The organism is Sulfuricurvum kujiense DSM 16994 (genome assembly GCF_000183725.1).
Classification (GTDB): Bacteria; Campylobacterota; Campylobacteria; order Campylobacterales; family Sulfurimonadaceae; genus Sulfuricurvum; species Sulfuricurvum kujiense.
Map to the genome: position 1 here is coordinate 1888348 of NC_014762.1, position 25744 is coordinate 1914091.

Annotated in this window: 27 protein-coding genes; 7 read left to right on the plus strand and 20 right to left on the minus strand. The window is 44.7% G+C overall.

Annotated elements, in window-relative coordinates:
- Position 1: 1 nt before the first annotated feature.
- From SULKU_RS09450 to serB, 3 genes are all read right to left on the minus strand, one after another.
- Positions 2-334: a c-type cytochrome gene (locus SULKU_RS09450; RefSeq protein ID WP_013460741.1), complete on the minus strand. Its 333-nt coding sequence runs from the start codon at positions 332-334 to the stop codon at positions 2-4.
- A 179-nt stretch (positions 335-513) separates the two neighbouring features.
- Positions 514-855 carry a hypothetical protein gene (locus tag SULKU_RS09455; protein ID WP_013460742.1) on the minus strand — a complete coding sequence of 114 codons (342 nt, stop codon included), beginning with the start codon at positions 853-855 and terminating at the stop codon, positions 514-516.
- Positions 855-1481 (minus strand): phosphoserine phosphatase SerB, encoded by a 627-nt coding sequence (gene serB / locus SULKU_RS09460; RefSeq protein ID WP_013460743.1) that lies wholly within the window; start codon positions 1479-1481, stop codon positions 855-857. The genes SULKU_RS09455 and serB overlap by 1 nt, the downstream gene beginning before the upstream one ends.
- Positions 1482-1532: 51 nt before the next feature.
- Here serB and SULKU_RS09465 point away from each other — a divergent pair, with 51 nt between their 5' ends.
- Complete coding sequence (locus SULKU_RS09465; RefSeq protein WP_013460744.1) at positions 1533-2441, plus strand: methylenetetrahydrofolate reductase; 909 nt, start codon at positions 1533-1535, stop codon at positions 2439-2441.
- Between the two features lie 14 nt (positions 2442-2455).
- On the opposite strand, the gene SULKU_RS14530 is transcribed toward SULKU_RS09465, so the two are convergent.
- Complete coding sequence (locus SULKU_RS14530; RefSeq protein WP_013460745.1) at positions 2456-3931, minus strand: KAP family P-loop NTPase fold protein; 1476 nt, start codon at positions 3929-3931, stop codon at positions 2456-2458.
- A gap of 217 nt (positions 3932-4148) precedes the next feature.
- Here SULKU_RS14530 and serS point away from each other — a divergent pair, with 217 nt between their 5' ends.
- Positions 4149-5393, plus strand: coding sequence for a serine--tRNA ligase (gene serS / locus SULKU_RS09475; RefSeq protein ID WP_013460746.1), 1245 nt, complete (start codon positions 4149-4151; stop codon positions 5391-5393).
- A gap of 17 nt (positions 5394-5410) precedes the next feature.
- Positions 5411-7759, plus strand: coding sequence for a tetratricopeptide repeat protein (locus tag SULKU_RS09480; protein WP_013460747.1), 2349 nt, complete (start codon positions 5411-5413; stop codon positions 7757-7759).
- Here SULKU_RS09480 and pssA read toward each other — a convergent pair.
- The 8 genes from pssA to SULKU_RS09520 form a co-directional block, all read right to left on the minus strand.
- Positions 7747-8469: a CDP-diacylglycerol--serine O-phosphatidyltransferase gene (gene pssA / locus SULKU_RS09485; protein ID WP_013460748.1), complete on the minus strand. Its 723-nt coding sequence runs from the start codon at positions 8467-8469 to the stop codon at positions 7747-7749. The two genes, SULKU_RS09480 and pssA, sit on opposite strands and share 13 nt — an antisense overlap.
- 45 nt (positions 8470-8514) lie before the next feature.
- Positions 8515-9162 carry a phosphatidylserine decarboxylase gene (locus SULKU_RS09490; RefSeq protein WP_013460749.1) on the minus strand — a complete coding sequence of 216 codons (648 nt, stop codon included), beginning with the start codon at positions 9160-9162 and terminating at the stop codon, positions 8515-8517.
- Positions 9163-9174: 12 nt separating this feature from the next.
- A complete protein-coding gene (gene ftsH / locus SULKU_RS09495) occupies positions 9175-11133 on the minus strand; it encodes an ATP-dependent zinc metalloprotease FtsH (protein WP_013460750.1) in 1959 nt (652 codons plus the stop codon).
- A gap of 1 nt (position 11134) precedes the next feature.
- On the minus strand, positions 11135-11971 hold the full coding sequence (locus SULKU_RS09500) for a 50S ribosomal protein L11 methyltransferase (protein WP_013460751.1): 837 nt from the start codon (positions 11969-11971) through the stop codon (positions 11135-11137).
- The gene (locus SULKU_RS09505; protein WP_013460752.1) at positions 11971-12345 is read right to left on the minus strand and encodes a chemotaxis response regulator CheY; all 375 of its coding nucleotides are present in this window, start codon (positions 12343-12345) and stop codon (positions 11971-11973) included. Before SULKU_RS09505 ends, SULKU_RS09500 begins: the two co-directional genes overlap by 1 nt.
- A 72-nt stretch (positions 12346-12417) precedes the next feature.
- Complete coding sequence (gene hisA, locus SULKU_RS09510) at positions 12418-13116, minus strand: 1-(5-phosphoribosyl)-5-[(5-phosphoribosylamino)methylideneamino]imidazole-4-carboxamide isomerase (RefSeq protein ID WP_013460753.1); 699 nt, start codon at positions 13114-13116, stop codon at positions 12418-12420.
- A 12-nt stretch (positions 13117-13128) separates the two neighbouring features.
- A complete protein-coding gene (hisH, locus tag SULKU_RS09515) occupies positions 13129-13740 on the minus strand; it encodes an imidazole glycerol phosphate synthase subunit HisH (RefSeq protein WP_013460754.1) in 612 nt (203 codons plus the stop codon).
- Positions 13737-14645, minus strand: coding sequence for a PDC sensor domain-containing protein (locus SULKU_RS09520; protein ID WP_013460755.1), 909 nt, complete (start codon positions 14643-14645; stop codon positions 13737-13739). Before SULKU_RS09520 ends, hisH begins: the two co-directional genes overlap by 4 nt.
- 144 nt (positions 14646-14789) lie before the next feature.
- On the opposite strand from SULKU_RS09520, the gene waaC reads away from it, so the two are divergent.
- Positions 14790-15785 carry a lipopolysaccharide heptosyltransferase I gene (waaC, locus tag SULKU_RS09525; RefSeq protein WP_041666794.1) on the plus strand — a complete coding sequence of 332 codons (996 nt, stop codon included), beginning with the start codon at positions 14790-14792 and terminating at the stop codon, positions 15783-15785.
- Complete coding sequence (locus tag SULKU_RS09530; protein WP_013460757.1) at positions 15782-16663, plus strand: lipid A biosynthesis lauroyl acyltransferase; 882 nt, start codon at positions 15782-15784, stop codon at positions 16661-16663. The genes waaC and SULKU_RS09530 overlap by 4 nt, the downstream gene beginning before the upstream one ends.
- Here SULKU_RS09530 and SULKU_RS09535 read toward each other — a convergent pair.
- Positions 16651-17337 carry a dUTP diphosphatase gene (locus SULKU_RS09535; RefSeq protein ID WP_013460758.1) on the minus strand — a complete coding sequence of 229 codons (687 nt, stop codon included), beginning with the start codon at positions 17335-17337 and terminating at the stop codon, positions 16651-16653. The genes SULKU_RS09530 and SULKU_RS09535 overlap by 13 nt on opposite strands.
- Positions 17338-17382: 45 nt before the next feature.
- On the opposite strand from SULKU_RS09535, the gene SULKU_RS14795 reads away from it, so the two are divergent.
- Entirely contained in the window at positions 17383-17559 is a 177-nt protein-coding gene (locus SULKU_RS14795; RefSeq protein ID WP_013460759.1) for a hypothetical protein, read from the plus strand.
- Here the strand turns inward: SULKU_RS14795 and SULKU_RS09540 are convergent.
- The 3 genes from SULKU_RS09540 to ovoA are packed head-to-tail and all read right to left on the minus strand — an operon-like array spanning position 17531 to position 20496.
- Positions 17531-17944, minus strand: a complete 414-nt coding sequence (locus SULKU_RS09540) for a PNPOx family protein (protein WP_013460760.1) — start codon at positions 17942-17944, stop codon at positions 17531-17533. The genes SULKU_RS14795 and SULKU_RS09540 overlap by 29 nt on opposite strands.
- Positions 17937-19121 (minus strand): pyridoxal phosphate-dependent aminotransferase, encoded by a 1185-nt coding sequence (locus SULKU_RS09545; protein ID WP_013460761.1) that lies wholly within the window; start codon positions 19119-19121, stop codon positions 17937-17939. Before SULKU_RS09545 ends, SULKU_RS09540 begins: the two co-directional genes overlap by 8 nt.
- Positions 19093-20496: a 5-histidylcysteine sulfoxide synthase gene (gene ovoA / locus SULKU_RS09550; RefSeq protein ID WP_049766976.1), complete on the minus strand. Its 1404-nt coding sequence runs from the start codon at positions 20494-20496 to the stop codon at positions 19093-19095. Before ovoA ends, SULKU_RS09545 begins: the two co-directional genes overlap by 29 nt.
- Positions 20497-20823: 327 nt before the next feature.
- Here ovoA and SULKU_RS09555 point away from each other — a divergent pair, with 327 nt between their 5' ends.
- Entirely contained in the window at positions 20824-22728 is a 1905-nt protein-coding gene (locus SULKU_RS09555; protein ID WP_013460763.1) for a methyl-accepting chemotaxis protein, read from the plus strand.
- A 62-nt stretch (positions 22729-22790) separates the two neighbouring features.
- On the opposite strand, the gene SULKU_RS15320 is transcribed toward SULKU_RS09555, so the two are convergent.
- The 4 genes from SULKU_RS15320 to SULKU_RS09575 all read right to left on the minus strand — a co-directional run bounded on the left by SULKU_RS15320 (position 22791) and on the right by SULKU_RS09575 (position 25734).
- Positions 22791-23900: a methyl-accepting chemotaxis protein gene (locus SULKU_RS15320; protein ID WP_013460764.1), complete on the minus strand. Its 1110-nt coding sequence runs from the start codon at positions 23898-23900 to the stop codon at positions 22791-22793.
- Positions 23901-23918: 18 nt separating this feature from the next.
- Complete coding sequence (locus SULKU_RS09565) at positions 23919-24299, minus strand: PAS domain-containing protein (protein WP_013460765.1); 381 nt, start codon at positions 24297-24299, stop codon at positions 23919-23921.
- Between the two features lie 19 nt (positions 24300-24318).
- Positions 24319-24690 carry a chemotaxis response regulator CheY gene (locus SULKU_RS09570; RefSeq protein ID WP_013460766.1) on the minus strand — a complete coding sequence of 124 codons (372 nt, stop codon included), beginning with the start codon at positions 24688-24690 and terminating at the stop codon, positions 24319-24321.
- Positions 24691-25017: 327 nt separating this feature from the next.
- Entirely contained in the window at positions 25018-25734 is a 717-nt protein-coding gene (locus SULKU_RS09575) for a response regulator transcription factor (protein WP_013460767.1), read from the minus strand.
- Positions 25735-25744: the final 10 nt, after the last annotated feature.

Below are 25744 nucleotides of genomic sequence, written 5' to 3' on the forward strand. Positions count from 1 at the left end.
ATCAGCCGCAAGAAGGAACGTTTCCTGAGTCTGAACCGTACATGAACAAGAAATCGCGTAGATCTTGTGCTTGGTTTTTGAATGCTTCACCGTTGAAATATGCAGCAGATTTGTCTTTTGCATGAGCAGCTTTAATTTTTTCGCCACCGTTTGCGAATAGGTCATCCCACTCGTCTTGTGTATGCATTGCTGCACCTTTTGTACCGTTACCGTGACAATTTTTACAGGTTTTCAAATATACTTTTTGACCTTTTTTGTCATCAGCGGATACAGTTGTACTGATCATTCCTACAGCAACTACTGCCGCAAGAAAAAGTGATGTTGACTTTTTCATATATCATTCTCCTAGGAAATTATTGTTTATAAGACACCTTCACCGTTTTCAATAAAAAAATGAAGGTGTCTTGCTACATGAGTATGATATCGGATAAAGGATAAATAGAGGTTTAACAGAATCTGAATTTAATATTCTTTTGATTTATTTTATCAAAAATGTATCAAATTATCACATTGTTACTCGGCATCTACTTCCGGTTCAAATTCCTCTTTTCCTTGGCTTGCACGAACTTCTAAACGGATTTTATCCTGGCGGATTTTTCGGTATGCTTTGTATTGGGCCTTTTTCAACTCATCACCGCTCAATCCCACTTCTTCACCGATCTCTTCAGCAGAAAGCCCCCCCTCGTTCATCATCACCATACGAAACTCTTTCTTCGTTAGATGACGTTTCAGCGATGCATACAACGCCCGCTCATCATCTCCGATCTCTACGGCGCTGCATTCGTAGAGCCGTGCCAATACTTCTCGGATGGTTTTATTCGGGTTGTAGCGAAGCCATAAAGAATTTTCTAACATTAAAATACCTTTGTAATAATCTGTGTGAGGTCTTTCGTATCTACGATAATATTCGCCTCTTTTTTGAGAATCTCTTTGGCGCAAAAGGCGACTCGTGTTCCGGCGTGCGCAAACATGGAACGATCATTCGCCCCATCCCCAACGACCATCGTCTCTTCTTCGGAAATCCCGAAAAGTCCCTGCAAACGCTGCAGCATGTCCCCTTTGGAGAAATCGAACATCATGTCTCCGCCGACAAGGCCGGTCAGGTGTCCGTGTTTTTCATGCAAGACATTGGAAAAATCGGCATCGTATCCTAGGATATGTTTGGCATACGATGTAGCCGAACGGAATCCGCCGCTGAAACAAACGACCTTCATTCCCCGGCTTTTTAGATCGGCAATCGTTTCGACGGCTCCGGGCATATAGGGGAGATTATGACAAATCTTCTCGACCTTTGAAAATTCCAACCCTTTTAGAAGACCGACACGCTCACGCAAACTCTCAAAAAAATCGAGTTCTCCGTTCATCGCCCTCTCGGTTATGGCGGATACCTGTGCACCGATTCCGAGCGCCTCGGCGAAAAAATCGATCGTCTCCCCGTCCATCAGAGTAGAATCAAAATCAAATACCGCTAACTTTATCAAATCATCTTTCCTATTTGTTATAATGACGCAATTATATCCAAAAGGGCCCTTTTGTTCGAAACCTTTATCCATAAACTTCGTCACGACACCTATATTACTCTGGAAACGACGCCGTCGCGCTCTGCCCAGTTTGCCCCCACAATCGAAAAAATCGCCGCTTTAGGGCTGGATAAACTGGTAGACGGGTTCAGTACGACCGACAATCCTCTGGCAAAACTCAAATACAATGCCCTTTTTGCCGCCATGAAACTCCAAGACCGATTCGGCCTCCCGACTTTGGCGACGATGAGCATGCGTGACCGCAACCGCATCGCTTTGCAATCCGATCTTCTCGGAGCCAACGAAGCGAACGTACGGGCGATTCTTGCCCTCACCGGCGACAGCGCCCACTACTCCGATCAGCCTCATGCCAAAGGGGTCTTTGAGGGGAACAGCAAACTGCTTCTCGACATCATCACGACCCTTAACCGCGGTACCGATATTGCGGAACAAAAACTTCTCGCTCCCGTTCAGGAGATTTACCCGTTTGCCGTTATCGACTCGTATGCCAAAAGTGCCGCAACCTTGCAAAAAAAGATGATAAAAAAAGTAGCCCACGGCGCCATCGCGATCATCTCCCAGCCCGTGTACGATATTGAGAATGCAAAACAGCTGCTCTCTATGATGGAGAGTGCGAACGAACAATCGCCTCATGCCGAAAAAAGTATCCTCGTTCTCGGTTTTTTTCCGATTACCAAACTCCGTACCGCCCGCTTTTTGGATGAAAACGTTCCGGGGATTTACGTCCCGCACGCATGGGTCGAAGCGCTCGAAGCCGCATCACTCATCAGCCCCGAGGAAGAGTACCGCGTGGGGTTTGAGCTGAGTAAAACCCTTTTCGAAGAACTCAAAGCGCTCCATCCGAAAATCCACATCATGACCGCCAATCAGTTTGAGTTAGCCAAGGCGATTTTGAGCTAATCAATTTTATCTCTTTACGAAAACTGACCCGCTTGTAAAACGAGATTAGGATATGAGTTTAAATTAGGTACTGATTGATTATTTTTTTGAGTATCTGAAATCATTTTATCAATGATTTTGGAATATACTAAATTGTTATTATTTCTCTTTTCATATAATTTTTCTAAACTTACCTCTAATAATGAAGAATATGTATTGATTAATCCATCCAATGAATGATGTTTAATCTCTCGTGTTCCATTATAAAAACCATTTTGATTAGTTATCACGTTTGATTGAAATTGACGTGATAAATCAAGTTTTAGTTGATCTACCTTGTCTTTAAAAAATGTCCCTTTTTTATTATTCGGTGTTTCAATATAAATATCAAATTCATTGTTAGAAGATTGTTTTAACATAATCAAAAATAATAAATAGCCTAAGTGTATTGAGTCAGTCATTTGCCAAGTCAAGACAATAGCTGATAAAACCGTCGCTACTTGTTCCTGATCTCTTAAACCCAATTTAAAAAAGTTAGCATAGAGGGTAAAAAGCTCGACATTAAGGTCTTTGTCTTTGTAAACCTCTTGTTCCAAAGGGGAAAATAGTTTTTCATCTTTGGTAATACCGTGAAGTTCAAAAAGATAATAAGCAAAGGCATAATTATCAGGTATTTTGAGATTATATTCTTGATCGAAAAAACGTTTTAGATAGCGCTCAGATGCAAAATTTTGACCATAAACAGCATTGATGGAATGTGAAAGTTGTTTCGAATCGGTTGCAATCACAAACACAATTCCGGGAATATCAAAAATATGTTTGATATTTTCGAGCAATTCAATCGCATAATTTGGTCGACATCGATCCAACTCATCGATAAAAACAAACATCGGTAAATTTTTGGATTGAATGTTTTTATCGATAAATTTTAATAGTTTCCCCATATTTTCTTTGAATGTACTGATACTTTGTCGAACGGTTTCATGCTCTGACAATGCAAACTCGGCTAATTTTGAAAGTACCGATTCGACTTCATTTTTAAGTGAATCATCTTCTGTCTCATTCTCATTTTTTATATTTTCAGTACTATCACCAAATTCTTCTTTTAACTGATCATATGTTAATCCTGTAATCTTTTTAATAACTATTGGCATTAGCAGTTTTTTTGATGTCTTACATACTGTCGTAAATAGTTGTTGACCTTTTACGCTTTTAGTAAGAAAAGGACTTAACGAAGTATTCATTTCTGAGATAAAAGCTAACAGTGGCTGATCCGAATAATCGTTTTGCCACGCATCAAAATAGATGACAGGATGTTTTTGTGATGCAAGTTCTTCAGAAAGATTTTTTAAAAAGTAGGTTTTGCCAAATCCCCATTCGGCATTGATATTTAATACAAAAGGCTTATTTGGGGTGTTTGCATAACGCTTTAAGAGATATTCGGAAAGATACTTGCCTTCACTCTGTCGGTTCAGTAAATCATCTTTCCAAACAACTTGTTTTTCTTTCATTTTACATCTCGTTCGATTGTATTTTTGGAGTAGATAGTTTACAGCAAATTCATTCATTATTGTATAGGTGTATTTCGTTCGTGGTGAGCCTGTCGAACCATGAACTTACCCTTCGACAAGCTCAGGGCGAACGGAGGAAGCTACGGAACGATTTTCACCTAATTTCAGCCTCTTTTGGCTATAATCGATCATTATTAAATTGCAGGAATGACCCTTTATGATCGATGTAAAACTTCTCCAGAAAAATTTTGACGAAACGACTACTGCACTTATGCGCAAAAAAGTAGACCCATCCGTTATCAATGAACTAAGAACCGCTAACGAAAACCTCAAAAGCGCCAAAACGGCGTATGAAACGCTGCAAGCCAAACAAAACGAACTCAGCCGCCTTTTCGGTCAATACAAAAAAGAGGGAAAAAGCACCGATGAGCTAAAAATCGAAGTCGATGCCAACAAAGCAACGCTTAACGATCTCCTTGATGCGCAGCGTGCAGCCGAAGAGGCCCTCGATGCGATCATCATGCGTATCCCGAACATCCCCGATGCGGATGTACCCGACGGCGAAGATGAAAACGACAATATCGAAATCCGCAAAGTCCTCACCCCGCCTACATTTTCTTTTACCCCGAAAGAGCACTGGGAACTGGCTGAGCAAAACGGATGGATCGATTTCGAGCGCGGTGTCAAACTCGCCAAAAGCCGTTTCAGCGTCGTAAGCGGCATGGGTGCGCGTTTAGAGCGTGCCCTCATCAACTTCATGCTCGATTTCAACCGTGAGCGGGGATTTGAAGAGTATAGTGTTCCGATGCTCGTCAACCGCCGTGCATTAGAGGGGACAGGTCAGCTTCCGAAATTCGAAGACGATCTGTTTAAAGTCGAAGAAGAAGAACTCTATCTCATCCCGACCGCCGAAGTTCCCCTCACCAATCTTTTTCAAGATGAAATCCTAAACGGCACCGATTTGCCGATCAAAATGACGGGATATACCTCATGTTTCCGCAAAGAAGCAGGTTCGGGCGGACGCGACGTTCGCGGTATGATCCGCCAACACCAGTTTCACAAAGTGGAACTCGTTGCCATCACCCGTGCCGACCAAAGTGATGCGGTCTTTGAGGATATGGTGGCCTGTGCATCTGACCTCTTGGCTGCACTAGGACTTCCGCACCGTCTCGTCACCCTCTGTACGGGCGATTTGGGATTCGGTGCGGCACGCACCGTCGATCTGGAAGTATGGCTACCGGGACAAAACAGCTACCGTGAAATCAGTTCCGTCTCCAATACACGGGACTTCCAAGCCCGCCGAGCGAAGATCCGCTACAAAGAAGAGGGGAAAAATATCCTCGCCCATACCCTAAACGGTTCAAGTTTAGCGGTCGGACGGACGATGATAGCTATTATGGAAAATTTCCAGCAAGAAGACGGCACGATACTTATCCCTGCCGTATTGCAAAAATACCTCTAAAAGGTTAAAGAGAGCCCATGGCTGAAGAGCAAGAAGAGATAATTATTATCGAGGAAGCCGATGCTGCCGGCGTCGAAAAAACGGCGGCAGGTGCTTCTGAGCCTACCGGTGAAAAACCGAGCCTACTCAAAAATAAACGTCTTATTCTCATTATTGCCGGTGCTGTAGGTCTGCTCCTCCTCGTAGGTGGAGGTGTGGCATTTTTCTCCTCTCATTCTTCACAAGAGGCCAAGCCTACGGAGCAGCCTATCGCCGATGCGGTAAAACCTTCCCAAGAAAATATCATCGCCCCCAGCGCACTGGAAAACATGATCGAACGTGCCAATTATCTTTACGCCAACGGAAATCCGACCGAGGCATTAAAACTGTATGAAAAAATAGCCCTCTATTCCGAAGCGATCTCCCAGTATAATTTGGGTGTCGTCCAACTCAAAGAGGGGGAGTACAAAGAAGCTTTGGAGAATTTCAAACACTCTATCGCCAATGGTGAAAACCGATGTGTCAGTGCTATCAATGCCGCTGTCTGCTGTCTCAATCTAAAACGTGAAAAAGAGTTCAATTATTACATCAAGATGGCTGATTCCTATCTCCCGCAAGAGAGCAGCTCGCCAATGTATTCTTATTATTATTCCCTGGTCAATTACTACAAAGGCAATTACCTCGAAGCTCTCAGTGCGCTAAAGCATCCGACAACGGATGAGTATCAAACGATACAAAACAAGCTGCGTGCCAAAATCAGCGCGATGTACGGAAATTTCACCGATGCCATCAATACACTTGAGAATCCGAAACAGGAAGAGGACTCTTTCTCTCGTGGACTTTTGTATGCCAACCTCGGAGATTTAAAGTCGGCAAAAAAATATTTGACCGATGCCATCAAGCAAAATGACGAGCCGGTAGAAGAGCAACTTGCTTTAGCCCTTGTCGATCTTAAAATGGGGCTGCACGAAGAAGCCGCAAAGCTGATTAAAGACAGTACCGATACCTATCGCAATGATGTCTATGCCCCCTATCCTCTCCATGTCTTTTTGAAGCCGTCCCTATACAATCCCGATGATATCCAACGCCTCTATCGCAAAAGCAGCGGGGATAACCGCCAGCAAGTCTATCGAAGCATTTTGTACTTTGCACCGTATAAAATTTTTAATGCGGAACAAACCATTAACTATATCCGAAAAGGGAATGCCAATATTTATATTGATGACATTGAGAGTGCAAAAGAGTATCTTAAAACGAGTACACGGGCATCAAGTGTCGACTACGGTATTGTCCTCGCGATCCAAAAAGCTCTAAAATTTCGCCTAAGAGATGCGAATGCACAACTATCGGCATTGCTTAAACGTAATCCACAACACTCGATTCTCCACTACGATCTGGCTTTGACCTACGCTCAAATGGGAGATATGTCGAAAGCGCATGAGCATTTTTTACGCTCCTATTATCTTGATGCCAATAATTACATGTCCGGTATTTTTGCCGTTATGTGCTCCGATATGATCGGAAATAATAATCCGAAACTGACCTCTATTCTGAAAGACAACCTTTCACAAGAACCGGAAAAAGAGGAATTCGAGCTATACCGAACCCTTCTGGATATTACCCAAAACAATTTCCCGAGTGCCTCTAAATGGCTGGATAACACTTACAAAGAACGCCCTTTATATCTTGCACTTAATGTTTTAATCGCAACCGAAATGGAACAATACGATGTCGCCCGCACGAGTGCAAAACGCTTGAGCGCTCTTCAACCGCATGACATGCTTCCGAATTTTATGGTCATCGAGACAAATTTTAGTGATATGAAACCGAAGGCTTTTGCCTCTTCGGCACTTAATTATCTTAAAAAACAGACATTTCATTATGACGATCTCTATTACGGTCCTCAGCTGACTCGTGACAAAGCGGTACAAATGGCAGCGATGACCGGCCAGCTGACCCCGTTTATAAAACGCCTCGAAACCATATTGCCGACAACGACGGACAATACCGCCGATATCATATCAGCGTTGGCGGAGGGGCATTTTTACAATCAGGATTTTGAAAAATCGTATGTCCTCTACAATCAGCTTATCGATACGTACAAAATCCGTGATGAACAGACCCTCTTTTTAGGGGCATGTGCCTCTATCGGAGCGGAACATTACGAAAATGCGATTGCATTGTTGGAACTGTCAAGAATGAAGAATCCGTCTTATTCAGAAACACGCTATGCTTTGGGTCTTTTATACATGCAAACGTTCAATAATCAAGCGGCTACTAACCTATTCGGCAAAATGGGCAATACGGGATTTCAATCGCGGTACTTCGACTTTGCGATTGACACAAATAAGCTCTTAACGGAGCCTCAAAATTTTCACCCTCTGTGAATAAGGCGTCTTAAAAGATAAAACGAGGCACGAATCGGCCCGTAAAGCAAATATCCGGCTGCCAATAGAGCCAAGGCTTCGATCGGGTAGACAAAAATTCCCATGGCAACAACAATCAAAGCGATGAGAAAACGGATAAAGTGAAACGCTTTAAAATTCATTTTTTTGAAGCTCGGATATCGGATATTGCTCACCATCAAAATCGCTAAAATAATCCCAAGAGGCAATAATGCCACTTTGAGTTCATAAAACTCTTTATACCGTTCCATCAATAATACTGCAATTGATATCATAATGGCTGCTGTCGGAATCGGCAATCCGATAAACACACTCGGCTCGATGCGCGATGTCGTTACATTAAACCGTGCCAGCCTCACGGCGCCGAAAATGATAAACAGCGCACTGACGACAATGCCGATCCGTCCGTACGTTTCACCGACGTATAAATAAAGCAAAAATGCCGGAGCGACTCCGAATGCGACGATGTCCGCTAAAGAATCGAATTCAACCCCGAAATGGCTTGCCGTATTGGTCATGCGCGCTACACGTCCGTCAAGTCCGTCAAAAACAAGAGCCAGAAAAATAAACCATGCCGCAATATCAAATGAGTTTTGCAACGCCAATGAAATCGCATAAAAGCCGGTAAAAATGGGAGCTGCGGTAAAAAGATTGGGGAGAAGATACGCGATAGGAGGAGGTGCTTGTCGCATAGGGGTAACTTCCTTTCAAACATTAAACAAAGGGGATCCCTTCGCTCAAGCAGCGCTTAGATATCCGATAATGCTTTCGCCCGCACGTACGCTCGATCCGGCATTCACCGATATTCGCGCATGTTCAGGCAAATAAATAATACTTCGTCCTTTGGCTAAAAATCCGTATCGTGCTCCCTCTTTGAACTTTTGGCTTTTTTCCACCTCGATTCCGATAGGAAAACAGCTTTGTTCACTCAGATGCTCAATATAGACTTCATCCCCTTTGGCAGAACGAAACGATAGTACCGCTTTCTCATTCAACGTATCCGCCATAGGATGATACAGTGGCAATGAGGCGCCGTGACGGATTTTAAACCCTTCAACTACACCGTCAAACGGAGCTCTAAGCATCGAGACATCCCACAATGAATTCATGATCGTCACTTTGGACATTTTTTGATCATCCACTACCGTCTCCTCAATTGAGAGGACAACCCCGTCAACACTGCTGATAACGGCATCCGAATGTGTTTCTGCCGTATTACGCTCCGGATTACGGAAAATCACCAATACACTCAGAAGGAATGCACCGCTGATAAATTGAAAAAGGGTCAGCCCCGTCATCGTAAAAAATAAAAAGAGAGAGGCGATCACTCCCGACAAAAGCCATCCTCGGGATGAGAGGATAAAGGTATCATTTTGGGTACTCATCACATTCTCCTTTTACTCGTCGATGACGACAGTTTTGCTCGAAGGGATCTCTTTACGGGGTTCTAATTTTGTTTCTATATTATGTTCGGTTTCATACGCTTCAATGATTTCACGAACCTGGTCGCCGCTGATATTCTCTTTGGCATACAGAAGCTCAACAATTTTCTCAATCGCATCACGATATTCTTCTAATCGCCCTTTTACCGCTTCATATCGCTCTTGCAGCGATTGTTTGATAAAAGTATCCATATCTTCTGCCATCTTATCGCTGTACTCACGTCCCTGTGTCATTCCGCCGCCAAGGAAAGTACTGCGCTGTTTTTCAAGTACCATCAATCCGGCGACATCACTCATACCGTACATTTGCACCATCGCTTTGATGATGTCGGTAGAGCGTTCCAAGTCGTTTGCCGCACCGGTCGAGATTTCACCGATAAAGACCTCTTCGGCCGCACGGCCGCCGAGGAGAACATCCACTTCCGCCCACAATTCATGACGCTGCATCAAATATTTATTCTCTTCAGGGGTATTAAGCGTGTACCCCAGTGCTGCCAATCCGCGAGGAACGATAGAGACTTTGGAAACTTTTTTCGCCCCCTTCGTCGTTTCCGCCAGCAATGCATGACCGCTTTCGTGGTACGCGACGATCCGTTTCTCTTTTTCATCGATACGGCGGCTCTTTTTAGACAATCCGGCAATCGCACGCTCAACCGCTTCGCGCATATCGGCCTGACGAACGGTTTTTTGGCTTTTACGTCCGGCGAGCAAGGCCGCTTCATTGACGATATTAGCCAAATCGGCCCCTGCAAGACCTGCGGTCAGACGTGCAATCTCTTCAAGATCAACATCTGAATCTTGTTTAACCCCTTTTACATGGACTTTTAGGATATCTATACGCCCCTGATAATCGGGTTTGTCAACCAATACCTGCCGATCAAAACGGCCCGGGCGAAGCAATGCGGGATCGAGAATTTCCGGACGGTTGGTTGCCGCTAAAATAATAATCGGCGTGTCGGTTCCGAATCCGTCCATCTCGGCGAGAAGCTGATTAAGCGTTTGTTCACGTTCATCGTTCCCTCCCATCATGCCGCCTGCGGCACGGCTTTTACCGATCGCATCGATTTCGTCGATAAAGATGATAGAAGGAGCGTCTTTTTTCGCCTGTTCAAACAAATCGCGTACACGGGCGGCACCCACACCGACAAACATCTCGATAAAACTTGAACCCGATACCGAGAAAAATGGAACTTCCGCCTCGCCGGCTACCGCTTTTGCCAGCAACGTTTTCCCCGTTCCCGGACTACCGACGAGCAGTACCCCTTTAGGGATCTTGGCACCCAGTTCGACATAGCGGTCGGGAAATTTCAAGAAGTCGACGATTTCATGAACCTCTTCTTTTGCCTCTTGGGCACCGGCTACGTCTTCAAATTTGGTTTTCGGTTTTTCCGAATTAATGAGTTTTTTGGAGTTGCCCATCCCCAAAATACCGCTGCCCATACTTTTTTGCATTCGTCCCGCAAAAAACATCCAAATAGCGATGATAATCAAAAACGGGAAAAGCCATCCGAACATCTCGGTAAACCAGTTGGTCTCGCTGAAACCGTTGTAATTGATTTTGTTTTGATCCAACAGCGGGATAAGTGTCGAATCAGGCCCGACGATACGGGTCGTATAGGCTACTTTTCCGTTTCCGTCATTTCCGATCGCACGGATATAGGTTTGTCCGATGGAGACTTTTTCGACCTCTTTATTTTGGATCAGACGTTTGAGATCGGCATAGGTAATCTCTTGTGTACGGGTAACATTCTGCCCGTTAATTTTACTTGCCAAATCACTTTCATCGCCGATTACCGCTTTAAAAAGGACAATGACTATAATCGAAAAAAGGATAAAAGTTACAAGGGGATTTTTGTTAAAAAAGTTTCCGTTTTTATCCGGTGTCGGATTTTGGTTCGGTTCATTATTTGCCATTTTATGCATTTCCTTTTTGAGTCACTACCAGAGTTACCCATTCGTTTTCGACAAGGCGTTCTGTCAATTCAAAATTTTTATAAGCGCGAAGAACTTTATCTTCATATTTATCCATAATTCCTGAGAGAATCAAGACTCCGCCCTCCCGCAACCGTTTTCTAAGGTCGCTTGCGATGAAAACCAAGACATCGGCAACAATATTGGCAATAATAACGTCGTATTTTTCATCCGTCTCATTGATCGGACCTTCCCATAAACGGCGATAGGAAATATGGTTTTGTTCTGCATTGACCGATGCATTTTCAACGGAAAGAGGATCGGTATCGCACGCATCGACGACAGCCCCTTTTTTGATAGCCGCAATTGCCAATATGCCGCTTCCGCAGCCTACGTCCATGACGACATCGCCCTCTTTGACATATTTCGCAATACCGCGAAGGCATGAAGCGGTTGTAGGGTGATGCCCCGTACCGAACGCCAATGCGGGATCGATCGCTATATTGAGCATCCCCTCTTTCGGTTCTTCCCATGTCGGGTGAATATAAAACGGTGCTATTTCAACAGGACTAATCCCCTGTTGGTACTGCGCAATCCAATCGTCGTTTTTCTCTTTGGTAAGGGTCATGTCGACATCGATTACTTCGCCCAAAGCACGCTGCAATGCTTCGGAAAACTGCTCGATCCCCCACTGCACGGTCTCAAGATCCTCTTCACTGCGAATAATAAATCCATCATCAATCTCTTCGAAGCCGACCGGCAATACATCAACAAGAAAGTCACTAAAAAGCTCTAAATGCGATGATGGCTTAACCACCAACATGTAATAGTAATCTTGCATTAACCCTCAGTACCTAGTACGGCGGAGAGTTTCTCTTTTAAAACCTGAGGTGTAAACGGCTTAACGATATAGTTGTTTACGCCTGCTTTTAGTGCGGTGATTACTTCCGCTTTACCGCCCTCTGTCGTTACCATGATAATCGGCAAGTCGGCAAAACGCGCATCCGCACGTACTTTCTTGACCAATTCCAATCCGTTCATCTCCGGCATATTCCAGTCGGTAATCAGCATCCCCATGTCCGGATTCTCATTTAGAACCGACCACCCTTGTACTCCGTCCTCACCTTCCAAAACATCTTCATAGCCGAGCCGAGAGAGTGTGTTTTTAATAATCCGGCGCATAGTCGAACTATCATCTACAACCAATAATTTCAAAGTACGTCCTTTAATTGATACATTTTTAGAGAATAAATACCCAATGATAACCTAACCAACTTTGCGGTAAGTTTAAAAAAAGTTATTGAGGTTAATTCTCCCCTCATAAAATGCCTTCCCGATGATAACACCGGAAACTTCACCGCTTTTTTGGAGTGCTACGATATCACTGTCATCTTTTACACCGCCGCTGGCGATGGTCGGGATACCGGATGCTCGGGCAATCTCAAGGGTAAAATCGACATTTACGCCGGAAAGTGTACCGTCACGCCCCACATCGGTGCAAATAATCGCTTCAACACCCGCATCGGCAAACGCACGGGCCAAATCGGTCGCCCTCATCGAACTCACTTCACCCCACCCTTCGACGGCGACATAGCCGTCAATCGCATCGATGCCGACGACGATAGGGTATTTTGCCGCCATAGATTTGACAAATTCGGGATCTCGCAGAGCGATAGAACCTAAAATAAGGCGATCGATCCCCAGTTCCAGATAGCGTTGAATCGTCGCTTCATCCCGGATTCCTCCGCCGAGCTGTAATTTAACGTTACAGTTTTCTCTGATGGCACGGATCTGCTCCAGATTTTTCGGCTCACCCGCAAACGCACCGTTCAAATCAACAAGATGAACCCATTTAGCACCCATCTCTTCAAATGTTTTTACGAGTTCCCACGGCGTATCGGAGTAGATTTTTGCACTCTCCATCAGCCCTTTGGTCAGGCGTACCGCCTTGCCGTCTTTAAGATCGATTGCCGGAAAGATTGTCATTGAGTTGTCCTATTAGAGATTGATAAAATTTTTAAGAATATTCAGCCCGTTTTTGTGGCTTTTTTCGGGATGGGGCTGTATCCCCATCACATTCTCGTGTGCGACGGCACTCGTAAAGCGGTATCCGTAAACCGATTCACCGATACTGTCGCGCTCATGGGTACAAAGAGCATGATACGAGTGGACGAAATAGAGATAGTGGGCTTCATCAAGCCCCTCAAACAAAGGATGATCTTTGGTAAACATACGGTTCCACCCCATATGCGGAACTTTGAGCGGAGTCGAAAAACGGCTCGTATCAAAAGCGACCACCCGCCCTTGGATCAATCCAAGCCCCTCAGAAACACCGAATTCTTCGCTCGATTCAAACAACAGCTGCATCCCCAGACAAATCCCCAACAGATATTTTCCGCTGGCGGCATATTCACGAACCGCTTCATCCATACCGCGATCTCGCAAATGTTCCATCGCATCACCGAATGCCCCGACACCGGGTAAGATGATACGATCATACGAACGTAATTTTTCCGGATCGGATTCAACGACTACTTTTTCTCCCAACAGATCAAAAGCATTTTTAACACTGGCCAAATTGCCCATGTTGTAATCAACAATTGCTATCAACGGCGCTCTCCTAAATTTGTAAAACGGATATATACGGCAAGACCGACCAAAAGCAGAGCCACCCCTCCGATAATATAAATTGCATTCACCAGCATATGCGGTTCGGTCATTGCAAATTTAAACACGAGCATCAACGCTTCAATGGAGAGGGCGATAATAATCGAGCCTAAAAAGCGGACCATCGTTTTATGGATACTGGAATCGGGATCGTGTTTCGGACGCCCCAAAACTTCTTCTTCAAAGAGGGTTTTTACCAAATCGAGTATCGCCAGAGAGAGGGTCAGCAAAATCGTCGCTTCAAAAATATCTTTGATCTCTATCTTGTCGTAATGGCCCGCTCCGTAGGCTAAGAACCCTTCAATCCCTTTGACAAAAAGGAGCAGCGACACCAATGCCAAAACAACGGTAAACGCGGCATAAGCAGCTCTAAAAAATCGTCCGGCAGTCGATTCAAGCGCCATCGGATGGGCAATTTTCAAAACCTCGGCCAATGGCATATCGATACAGGCGACATAGACGATATCGCCGTTTTCATCAAAGATAGGCTCCGAAGCGGTAACCGTCAATTCATCGTTGAGAAGCGAAGGATACGGATCGGTAATGGTGCAGCGCCGTTCATGCATAGCACGGTAATAGTACGCCCGTGTTGAGCGGCTTACCCCTATATCTTCCTCTTTCTTCCCGTTTTTAAGATAGGTGGGGGTTACTTGATTTCCCGCAGCATCAAGCAAATAAGCCGCTTCAAGTCCCTGAAGATCGCCGCGTATCTTCAATAAACGGGCGGTTAGCGATTCTATCGATACCGAAGGGAGATGATTGGGAAGATTTTTATGAAACAGATAGCAAAAATAAGCGCGTGCTTTCGGGCGGATTTCCGAATACTGCTGGATATCTTGAACAACCATAATCTCTCCCTCTTAAGCTAAAATCGTCTCATAAGAGACACGCTTCAGTGCCTTAGCGGCAAGCGTAGCCAAAGGGATTTTATTCCTTTTGGCGTTTATAAAAATAAATGTGAAGTGTAGCTTAGTTGCGCTATAGTTATGCTTATGAATACTCGAAATTTCCGAATAGCTATCGTACGGTTAAGTGCATTAGGCGACATTGTCAATACTGCCGTAGTCTTGCAAATCATCCGTAAGCATTATCCTGAAGCGACGATCGACTGGTACGTCGAAGAAGCTTTCGCACCTATACTCAACGACCATCCTCTGATCAGCAAGGTGATCTCCGTTCCCCTGAAACGGATCAAAAAAACAAAAAGTTTACACCTTCTCAAAGAGACGGTCCGCAGCCTAAAATCCCATCCCCCTTACGATCAGATTATCGATGCGCAGGGTTTGCTTAAATCGGCACTCGTGACCTATTTTTTACAAGGGAAAGTGCACGGATTTGACCGTTTCAGCGCGCGCGAAAAACTTGCCGCACGATTTTATGATACCGTATCGTCCATCCCTTATGAACTCAATATCATTAAAAGGAATGTTCTCGTCATTACCGAAGCGTTAAACATCCCGTACAATGAAAACGATATTCTCAATAAAGAACCTCTTTTTCCTCTCCGTGACAAACCGAAAACTTTGAGTGAAACAAAAAATATCGCCTGCGTGATCGGGGCTTCGTGGCCGAGTAAATGCTATCCCAAAGAGCATTTTGCCGCACTTTGTTCGCAATTGCCTTATCCCTGTCATCTGATCTGGGGAAGCGAAGCCGAGAAACTCGATGCGCAATGGATATGCGAACAGACTTCCAATGCCAAAGTCGCCCCGAAAATGTCGCTGGGTGAACTGGTCAGTTTTATCGGACATTGCGATCTCACGATCGGCAATGATACAGGCCCTACCCACATGGCATGGGCGATGAACAAAGCCTCCATTACCCTCTTCGGTCCTACCAATGAGCGGATGATCTTTCCGACAGAGATCAATATCGGGATCAAATCCCCCTCTTCGGTCAATATTCTTAAAATCAACCGCAACGATTTTTCGATTCAAGAAATTGACCCGCAGACGGTGCTTCAAAAAGCCAAGGAACTTTTATCATGATCCTATTTCGTCTCTTTTTACTTTTAGACGCGGTATTGATGAAATTGCCCTCTTCATGGCGCAAAAGGCTTTTTACCTCATTGGCGGCACTCGTCCATCGTTTGGCGGGAAAACGTAACCTCATAATTCGGCAAAATTTGGATTTTGCATTCCAAGAGACCCTCACCTCTCATGAAAGAGCAGAAATCGAACGCTATTGCTACCGCAATCTGGGATTGAACCTTTTACAGGTCATGGAAAACCGGCACGCTACCTCTGAGTATTTTTCCAAACGCATCCGATTCGAAAATCGTGAAAAAGTAGATGCCCTTTTGGCGGAAGGGAGAAGTATGATTTTTATCTCTGCCCATTTCGGGAACTGGGAAATAGGAGCAACGGCCCTTTCTTTGCTGGTAACACCCACGACAGCAATCTATAAGGGATTTAAGCGGGCCGAATTTGACCCCTATCTTCTGGAGTCACGTACCCGTCACAGAATGAATCTTGCCGAAAAAAGCGGAGCACTCAAACATATGGCCAGAGCTCTAAAAAACGGTCAATCAATCTCTTTGATGATTGATCAGTCGAGTAATCCGCGAGACGGAGTCGCCGTCGATTTCTTCGGACATCCGACCTATCACTCCTCTACGCCTGCCGTTTTATCCTACAAATACAATGCTCCGATCGTTGCCCTCTATATCAGCAGCGAAGATGAAGAAAATTTTGTTATCCGTTTTGAAGAACCGATCGAAGTGCAAAGCGATGACAAAAGTTCTATCACCGAAGCGACTCAACGGCAAGTCGCCACTTTGGAACACATTATCCGACGCTCCCCGAAACATTGGTTTTGGTGCCACAAGCGCTGGAAGAATGAATATAACGAAATTTACGCCGGATAAGCCGCCTGAAGCGCTTTATATAAATCATCCGGCGTCATATCGGGATTGGCTTCCCACGCACCTTTCATTACGGCGTTATCTTCCAAACCGTTCCAGATTTTAATATAGCTTCCCTCTTTGTATCCGTGATCCTGACGGAACTGATTGAGAATATTTTTACCGACATACAAGCGGTATAGCTGTGTTGCGTTCAAAGCACCGAGATAAGCAAGATCAAAAAACTCTTCGATCAATGCTCCGATCATCTCCGGAGTGATCGGAATCAATGAAAGTCGCATAACATTCTCGATCTTTGTCATCAGGATATCATCGGTGCCGAATGTCAACGCTGCATCGGTACTGAGTTTTTGATATTCCGGTGTTTGGGTGATACGCTTCGCCAACTCTTCGACGCTCTCCGCTTTGCTGATATAGGCAAATTCCAACACCAGACTCATCACGAAATGCCATACATCGACGATCTCGATTTGAAGATTTTCATAATCGGTCTCTTGGGCGATACTTTTCCAGTGTTTCCATCCGAACGAATCGATCATCTCCGCCGACTCCATGTAAATACAGCGGCGCCAGTTGATCTTTTTGCCGTTTTTCGTAACCCCTTTCTCCCAGCCTGTTCCGTTGGTCGCATCGTTCAATTTTTGTTGGAGTTCTAACATACAAAGTAATTTATTCATATTTATCCTTTAAAAAGTTTCTAATTATACGGTAATATTTCATCCATGCAAAAGATCAACTGTCATAAATGTATCTACTATTTTGTCACATGGGAAGCGCATCAGCCTCACGGATGCAAGGCGTACGGCTTTAAAGCAAAATTTCTCCCCTCCCAGGTCGTCCTCAGTTCCAGCGGTGCACCTTGTTCTTACTTTACTCCGAAAAAGAGCGCTTCCAACTGATTTTTTTACCGAATCCCAAAGTATTATCAGTCATTTTCACCTCATCGAGACGTATTGTCCATAATGTCGGGTTCATGATTCTCGCATACGGAAACGCCTCAAAATATAACTCGGCACTTTGTTTTTCAGCCTTTTGTATCACTCCGGCAAACTGTATTCCCTGAATCTTTCCGAGTGTTTTCGTCTCCAACGCCACCGTTCCGGCGACATGAGCATTTTTTAGCACATTGCCCATATGCTCCGTCATCTCATCCGATGCAACGATAAATCCCTGATTTGCTTCATCGTATGCATAAAACATCGAACAGCACCATAGCCTCTCTCCCGCCGTCGCAAGGGAGAGAAGATGATGTTTTTTGATAAAAGAGTCTATTTTTTTATCCACGCAGCGCTCCGCTTAGTTTTTCCAGCGCATCTTCTAACACCACGGTAGGAACGGCAAAATTTAGCCGCATAAAGCCCGATCCCTCTTTGCCGAAACTAAGACCGGGGCTTAGCCCCAGTCCCGCTTTGTGGACAAAAAACTCTCTTAACTCCCGATCACCCAGCCCAAGCTCCCTGCAATCGAGCCATGCCAGATAGGTCGCTTCGGGGGGGCGGAACCGTATAACGGGATTTTTACGGCACCACTCTTCGATTAAACGAACATTTCGGCTCAAGTGATCCATCACGTTACGATGCCATGGCCCGCCGTACGTATAGGCCGCTTCAAACGCAACGTGAGAAAGTGCCGCGCCGTCTCCGAAGTGGACGCGCTGACGTTCCTCTTCGTACGCTCTTTGGAGGGTGTCGGATGCGATGCATACGGTCGAAATCGAAAATCCCGCCATATTAAACGTTTTCCCCGGTCCTATCAATGTAACGGTATTCTCTGAAAGCTCCAAAGAGAGTGATGCCATCGGAATATGCGTATGCGGTTTATAGACTATATCGCAATGGATTTCATCGCTGATAATGCGGATACCGTGTTCAAGACAAAATCTACCTAAGAGGGTGAGCTCTTCACGACTCCATACCCGTCCGATCGGGTTATGGGGGGAGCAGAACAATAACAGTTTGGTTTTCGAAGTGATTTGGGTACGCAGCTGTTCCAAGTCAAAGTGATATTTCCCTTCCACATCCGGTTTGAGCGGATGGAGGATAAGATGGCGGTTATTCTCTTTGACCATACTGTAAAACGGCGGATAGACGGGATCCATAACGATCACCTCATCACCCTCTTCGCTCAAAGCCCGGATCGCGCATCCGATCGATGCCACCACCGATGGGGAATAACTGAGCCATTCGCGTTTGATTTCAAACGAGTGGTGTTCTCTCATCCACGCTATTTGAGCCGCATAGGCGGAATCCGGCATAATCTCATATCCGAATATCGGATGGTTTAAACGCTCTTTGAGCGCTTCCAAGACACACTCAGGGGTCGCTATATCCATATCGGCAACCCACATCGGCATCACCTCTTCGGTATGAAAGAGCTTTTTTCTCAGGGTGTATTTTTCAGCATTGGAATTGCTTCGATCGATGAAACGAAACTCATCCATACCGTTTTTTCCACCGTTCATACATCTGCTCGATACGAGCATATTTTTCGGATTCAGTTTCCCCATCACCGACGACGTAACGAAATCCCGCATGCTGGATAAAATGGCGTCGGAACGCATAGCGCGACGATCGGAGTATTTCGTTCCCCGTCGAGATCCATGAGCCCCCTTTGATCAGATTGTGTTTTCCGTCAAACGTCGGCTCGGAGAAATCGTCATACCACGGGTGGGTGAAAAATCCCTTAAACGCGTCCATCTGCGTTTGGGTCCACTGCCACACATTGCCCGCAACATCGTAGAGTCTGCCGTGGGCAAACGTATCGACGGGTACCGATGAGGCTGCGTGGGCAAGATTGATATTGGAGCGCGTATCATCGAAAAACTCTTCTCCAACTCCACCCTCTTGCGCCATCACGGCCCATTCATCTTCGGTCGGGAGGCGGTAAACTTCCCCATCCTGAGCACTTTTCCATCGGCAAAACGCTTCCGCTTCGAGGGCATTCACCTCGACCGGCCAGTTGAGGGGCATATCGATTTCGGCACTCAGTGTACGGAATTTATAGCTTCCGTCCTCCTGCAAAACCCAAAACGGCGGACAGAGCGCTTGACGGATCTGTAGATATTTCAGCCCCTCTTCATCCCACCAACGCGGTGTTGTGTACCCCCCAGCCAAAACGAATTCCATATATTCGCCGTTGCTGACGAGATATTGTGAAGCCTGAAACGCTTTAACCTGCGCTTTGTGTTCTCCGTATTCGTTATCCCAGCCGTACAATCCGTGATCACCAGACCCTTTCCCCAGCTGTATGTCACAAGCCTCAAATCCGACCAATCTGTTTTGCGGAGAAACATCTTGTATCGGACAAATCGGGAAATCCTTATGGGATCGGACAAACTGAAGCGGCATCTGCCGATGGAGTACGCTGGAAGTTTCGATATGGATACGTTCATGCTCTATCCCCATCCAAATCGCCCAAAACGGATCTTTTTGGGTGATAGGTAAACTCATCGGCATTGAGGTGATCAGTTCATCCACCATAGTCCTGACGTGTTTGCGATATTCTCGTACGTCATCGATACTCGGCCATTTGAGCGTATCGCTGGCGGCATCCCACGTCATCTCATCGACACCGACGGCAAACAGCTGCTCAAAATGGGGATTGATCCGCTCACGCAGCGCCCCGGATGCAACCAATTTGTTAACGTAAAAAATTGCCGTGTGTCCGAAATAAAAAATCATCGGATGGCGTGTCGGTTCGGATTGGCGGTAAAAAACCTCATCGGAAATCAACAGCTCGAATAGCGACTCAAACAAATCGTAGCTTTGATGAAAATAAGCTCTCAGCTCTTCACGTTTGGCAGAAATATCATCCCCGTCCACTCGCGGTGATTTCATCTGTCTATGCAACACTCATCAATCCTTTTCCGTTTTAATTGTATTTTATCCTATTTCGATCGAGTAACACATTATTCTTCTGTATCAGACCTGAGTGCTTTACTCAGGATTCTAATACAGAATTAGAAAAAAATATTATAATACATCACATTATCATCACATCCGAATGAACGTAGACTCTTTAAATCCGTTTTTTTTAACTCCAACTATTTTGCAACATATTTGCAACACTAATCTGGAACAATGAAACACGAATATCAAACTTTCTTTACATTCTTTTTATGAGGATTGGATATAAAACAATGGTTAAAAATATAAAGGATTTTTATGTTCAATAATGCCCTTCATCATCTCAGCATCCGGCAGCGGATGCATTATCTGGTCATCACAGCAACCTTATCGGTCATCGGAGCCGCCGTTTTTGTCTATTTTGCCCTTAGCAGCATTGAGTCCAAATACGACGATTTACAGAAAAACTCTACCCAAGGGGCTTTATTGGCCCTTGAAATCGAAAAAGACATCAACTACGTCAGCCGTACCAGCCGAGATATTATGCTGGGGGGAAGCTACGATAAAAACATCGTCAAACTCGGAGAACGGATCGAAAATGTCCATACGGCATTCACTAAACTGGAACAAACATCAACCGATGAAAAATCCAAAACGTTGATAGAAGAAGCCAAGAAAAGTACAATCCAGTTTCTGGACAACTCCTTTGCTATGATGAAATCGCTGGATCCGGGTTCCATCACCGCCAACAGTGCCGAAATATATGCCAAATACAAAAAAGAGTTTACCCCTATCGCCGAGGCGTCGCGTGATGACTTTGAAGAGGTTCTTAAAATAAAGCAGGATGCATTGGAAAGTGCTTCGGCCGATTTGCACAACGAGATCAGCTTTTATAAGCTCTTCGTACTCGTTTCAGGGATCGCCGTAGCTATTGTCATTTTTGCTTTTGCCACCCTCATTCAGGCCTCTATAATATCAGCGTTGGAAAGTTTTACCCGTGTCATCAAACAAGTGTCCGAAGGTAATTTTTCCGATACCCATATCAATGCAAGTCCCGGAACGGAACTTGGAATCATGGCGGATGCGCTCCAACAGCTCCTTATGCAAATTGAGAACTTTATCTCTCAAATCAATATCTCTATCACCAATGCCACCGTCGGCGATTTTTCCCATCCGATCAGCGATGAGGGGATGCACGGAGCATTTGTCGATGCGATAGGCCATGTCAAAGAGAGCATCGATATCATGAAAGATCAGGAGCTGAAAAAACGGCGCGATGCGATGAATGCACAGCTCAGTCATCTTAATATCCAAGTCACTGAAAGCCTCAGCGTCATTCAGCATGATTTGCATAACAATATTCAAAATCTCAAACAAGTCACCTCGGCAACCGAAGATGCGGCGACCTTAGCCGACGGAAGCCGTCAAACTATCAGCGAGATTATTTCCGAACTGGGGAAATTGACCGAAAAAGTAGCCAATAACAACGAAGCGATTTCACATATCTCCGGCCGGGCTGCCGAAATCACTTCGATTATCGAGTTTATCACCGATATAGCCGATCAGACCAATCTATTGGCACTGAATGCGGCGATCGAAGCGGCACGTGCGGGAGAACACGGACGCGGGTTTGCCGTTGTTGCCGATGAAGTCCGTAAACTTGCCGAACGTACCCATAAAGCAACAGGAGAAATATCGGTATCGATCAATTCGTTGCAGCAGGACATGAGTGATATTCAATCCAGCGCCGAAGAGATGAACAGTGTCGTAGAGAGTTCCAGCGAGAAAATCAATAATTTCGAGCACACGCTCATCCGTCTCAATGAGAGTTCGTCCCGTATTGTCGGCTCTTCATTCAAAATGGAAAACAGTGTCTTCATCGTATTGGCGAAAATTGAGCACATTCTCTACAAATCACGTGCCTATAACAGCATTATGACAAGTGAGCAGGCACTGGAGACGATGGATACGCATCAATGTCAAATGGGACAATGGTATGACGATGAGGGGAAACGCCGTTTCGGCAATACGCGCAGCTACTCCCAATTAAGAATACCGCATACGCTCGTACACGAAAAAGCCAATGAAAATCTAAATTTTGTCCATTTATACAAAGAAAAATCGATCGATCACGCACCGAAAATCATCGCAAATTTTGAGGAGATGGAAAAAGCATCGCATGAGTTGTTTGTTCTGATGGATACTATGTTATCGGAAGCCTAAGAGTTTTTAATCCTAAGAGCAGTCATTTGTATCAACTGCTCTTATTTTTATCTTTGTAGTGATTATTGCAAACGATCCATCGAGTTCAGCACCTCACTCATTTTATCATCAACCGTTCCGACATACTGAGTCAAATTCATCATCTCATCCATGTTTTTATTCAGTGAATCACTGTTGTCATTAATGGCTTGAATAAGGATATTGATAGTAGCAGAGGTCTCAGCCAAACTTTTCTGGGTACGTTCGGCAAGTTTACGGACTTCATCGGCAACAACGGCAAACCCGCGTCCGTGTTCTCCCGCACGTGCCGCTTCGATCGCCGCATTCAGTGCCAATAAATTGGTCTGATCGGCTATATCGCCGATAGTGGTCAATATCTGTTTCGTCTCTTGGGCATTACCCGCCAAGGTTTGGAGGTTATCGGAGAGTTCATGCTCTTTGTTGGCAACTCTTTGTATCCGTTCTACAGTCGTATTAATCATGCCGTTGAGCTCCACAAACTCTTTTGCACGGAGAGATTCCAGCGTATCTTTCAGCTGTTTCGTATTGTTGTTCAGCACCTCTTTGGCTTCGTTGTTTTGCGTCTCCATCGATTGTAATGCTGTACCCAATGCATTGATTTTCTCCAGCATTTCGGCCATTTTGCCTTCGACACCGACCGACGCGCGTGTAGAGAATTTCCCTTCGCTTAGTGCCCCTAAAACATTAATCGCCTGATCGAGATTTTTTTCGGTCGCATCAAGCATTGCATTCATCGTTTTACGGAGCAAATGGACATGCGGCGTTTTGGTATCGCTGGCGACACGGCACATAAAATGGCCTCTGCGGACCTTATCGGCAAGCAGTACCATTTCACCCGCGACCTTGGTATCCTGTTCCAAAATCAATTCGTGGGTTTTAGCCAGATGACTGAGTTTCTCTTCCATACTGCCGGGTTGTGCCGGATGAGGCTCCATTTGATTGCGTTTGAACTGCATCAGTTCTTCGAGTTCGGCTAACTGTTTGATTGCTTCGTTCCCAGACGAAACGGAGGCGGTATTTAACCCTATAGCTGTTCCCATAAGTATTACCATAGCTATTGCAGAAACCCATGCAGAGTTAACCGTCACGGCTAATACGACTCCAAAGATGCCTAAAATAGATAAAATAATTATTTTTGTGCTGTTTTTCATATGTATAGTATCCCTTAATTAACGCATGGTTTTGTAAAGCGCTTCGGCTTTTTGTATCTCTGCCGTGGAAGCTTTGCGGCGGCATGACATATAGCCCCCCTCACCCTCTCCGCACGCGATGTTGGGATAAACCGTCGCAAATACCCAGTAAAACCCGCCGTTTTTGGTTTTATTTTTTACGTACCCTTTCCATACCTTTCCGCTTTTAACGGTATCCCAAAGATCTTGGAACGCCGCTTTAGGCATATCGGGATGTCGGACGATGTTATGCGGTTTGCCGATCAGCTCTTCGAGAGTGTATCCCGCAATGCTGCAAAAATCCTCATTGGCAAAAAGTATTTTCCCTTTTGCATCCGTTTGTGATACCAAAAAATCGGTATCTTTTAGTATTTGCTCCATCTTTATCCCTTTTTGATATTTATGCTGTTCCCAATACAGCCGAAAGTTTCTCTTTTAAAACCTGAGGTGTAAACGGCTTAACGATATAGTTGTTTACTCCTGCTTTTAGTGCGGTGATTACTTCCGCTTTACCGCCCTCTGTCGTAACCATGATAATCGGCAAGTCGGCAAAACGCGCATCCGCACGTACTTTCTTGACCAATTCCAATCCGTTCATCTCCGGCATATTCCAGTCGGTAATCAGCATCCCCATGTCCGGATTCTCATTGAGAACCGACCACCCTTGTACTCCGTCCTCACCTTCCAAAACATCTTCATAGCCGAGCCGAGAGAGTGTGTTTTTAATAATCCGGCGCATAGTCGAACTATCATCTACGACCAATAATTTCAATCTGCATCCTTCTTCTCTTGATTATATTTTCGCATCAATGGCAGTATACGGATCAGACACCGCTCTTTGAAACGACCCTCTTTCGATAATTTTTCAAGTGCCCATCCACTTTCATACATGCAGACAGCCGCATCGGATATTCTTAGCCGATGTATTGAAAAGCGTGCGCCTGGAACCCGCTAAATTTTTGTGCCTTATTTAACAATAATAACGCATAATGCCTCAATTGTCTTAAATTTTCGGCGACCTGCCGCACATGAGTATTTTGACATGGTATCAATGGAAAGTTATTTTTCGGTTATTTTATGTGAAGTTAACAGGAAATGTTTAGTCTGTAGAAATTTTGTAGCCTAGATTTTTTACGGTTACGATAGAGTCTTCACCAATTTTTTCACGGAGTTTTTTCATAAGTGTTTTGACACTTCTCTCAGAAATCAGTTCACCGTTCCATAGCGAATATTCAATTTGGGTCTTGCTCAAAACAGAATGTTTGTTTTTTAATAATAGGGTGAGCAGTTCAAACTCTTTTTTCGTTAATAAAATCATCATATCGTTTTGGTACACTGTTTTATCCCCCAAATCGACATGAATACCGTTTGGAAGATAATGTATGTTTCTTTCAGCGCGCTGTTTATTGAGATTTTCACTTTTTTCTCTGAACATTTTTTGACAAAGTTCTAAAACTTTCTCAATTTGGATCGGTTTGATTAAGTATTCGGTGATATTTAACGGAATGACTCTCAGCAGTGTTTCGGAATCCGAGTGTGCCGACATAAAAATTACCGGCGTATTAAAGTCCAGTTCTCGTATTTGTTTGACGAAATCGACCCCGTCTTGATATGGCATACGCATATCGGTCAGGATAATATCTATTTTTTTGGACAAAATACAATCCGATGCTTCGTACCCGTTTGTAGCCGTTATAACATTTTTAAAATAGCGTTTTAAAACATTGACGAGAGAAGCCAATGCCGCCTTTTCATCTTCAACGATCAGAATTGAATAGTTTTTTAACTCTTCGTAAAGTGGCTTGCTTGTTTCCAAAATATATCCC

Coding starts and splice junctions, on each gene's coding strand:
- SULKU_RS09450 (WP_013460741.1), bottom strand. CDS start 334: ATGAAAAAGTCAACATCACTTTTTCTTGCGGCAGTAGTTGCTGTAGGA.
- SULKU_RS09455 (WP_013460742.1), bottom strand. CDS start 855: ATGTTAGAAAATTCTTTATGGCTTCGCTACAACCCGAATAAAACCATC.
- SULKU_RS14530 (WP_013460745.1), bottom strand. CDS start 3,931: ATGAAAGAAAAACAAGTTGTTTGGAAAGATGATTTACTGAACCGACAG.
- serS (WP_013460746.1), top strand. CDS start 4,149: ATGATCGATGTAAAACTTCTCCAGAAAAATTTTGACGAAACGACTACT.
- SULKU_RS09480 (WP_013460747.1), top strand. CDS start 5,411: ATGGCTGAAGAGCAAGAAGAGATAATTATTATCGAGGAAGCCGATGCT.
- pssA (WP_013460748.1), bottom strand. CDS start 8,469: ATGCGACAAGCACCTCCTCCTATCGCGTATCTTCTCCCCAATCTTTTT.
- SULKU_RS09490 (WP_013460749.1), bottom strand. CDS start 9,162: ATGAGTACCCAAAATGATACCTTTATCCTCTCATCCCGAGGATGGCTT.
- ftsH (WP_013460750.1), bottom strand. CDS start 11,133: ATGGCAAATAATGAACCGAACCAAAATCCGACACCGGATAAAAACGGA.
- SULKU_RS09500 (WP_013460751.1), bottom strand. CDS start 11,971: ATGCAAGATTACTATTACATGTTGGTGGTTAAGCCATCATCGCATTTA.
- hisA (WP_013460753.1), bottom strand. CDS start 13,116: ATGACAATCTTTCCGGCAATCGATCTTAAAGACGGCAAGGCGGTACGC.
- SULKU_RS09520 (WP_013460755.1), bottom strand. CDS start 14,645: ATGGTTGTTCAAGATATCCAGCAGTATTCGGAAATCCGCCCGAAAGCA.
- waaC (WP_041666794.1), top strand. CDS start 14,790: ATGAATACTCGAAATTTCCGAATAGCTATCGTACGGTTAAGTGCATTA.
- SULKU_RS09530 (WP_013460757.1), top strand. CDS start 15,782: ATGATCCTATTTCGTCTCTTTTTACTTTTAGACGCGGTATTGATGAAA.
- SULKU_RS09535 (WP_013460758.1), bottom strand. CDS start 17,337: ATGAATAAATTACTTTGTATGTTAGAACTCCAACAAAAATTGAACGAT.
- SULKU_RS14795 (WP_013460759.1), top strand. CDS start 17,383: ATGCAAAAGATCAACTGTCATAAATGTATCTACTATTTTGTCACATGG.
- SULKU_RS09545 (WP_013460761.1), bottom strand. CDS start 19,121: ATGAACGGTGGAAAAAACGGTATGGATGAGTTTCGTTTCATCGATCGA.
- ovoA (WP_049766976.1), bottom strand. CDS start 20,496: ATGAAATCACCGCGAGTGGACGGGGATGATATTTCTGCCAAACGTGAA.
- SULKU_RS09555 (WP_013460763.1), top strand. CDS start 20,824: ATGTTCAATAATGCCCTTCATCATCTCAGCATCCGGCAGCGGATGCAT.
- SULKU_RS15320 (WP_013460764.1), bottom strand. CDS start 23,900: ATGAAAAACAGCACAAAAATAATTATTTTATCTATTTTAGGCATCTTT.
- SULKU_RS09565 (WP_013460765.1), bottom strand. CDS start 24,299: ATGGAGCAAATACTAAAAGATACCGATTTTTTGGTATCACAAACGGAT.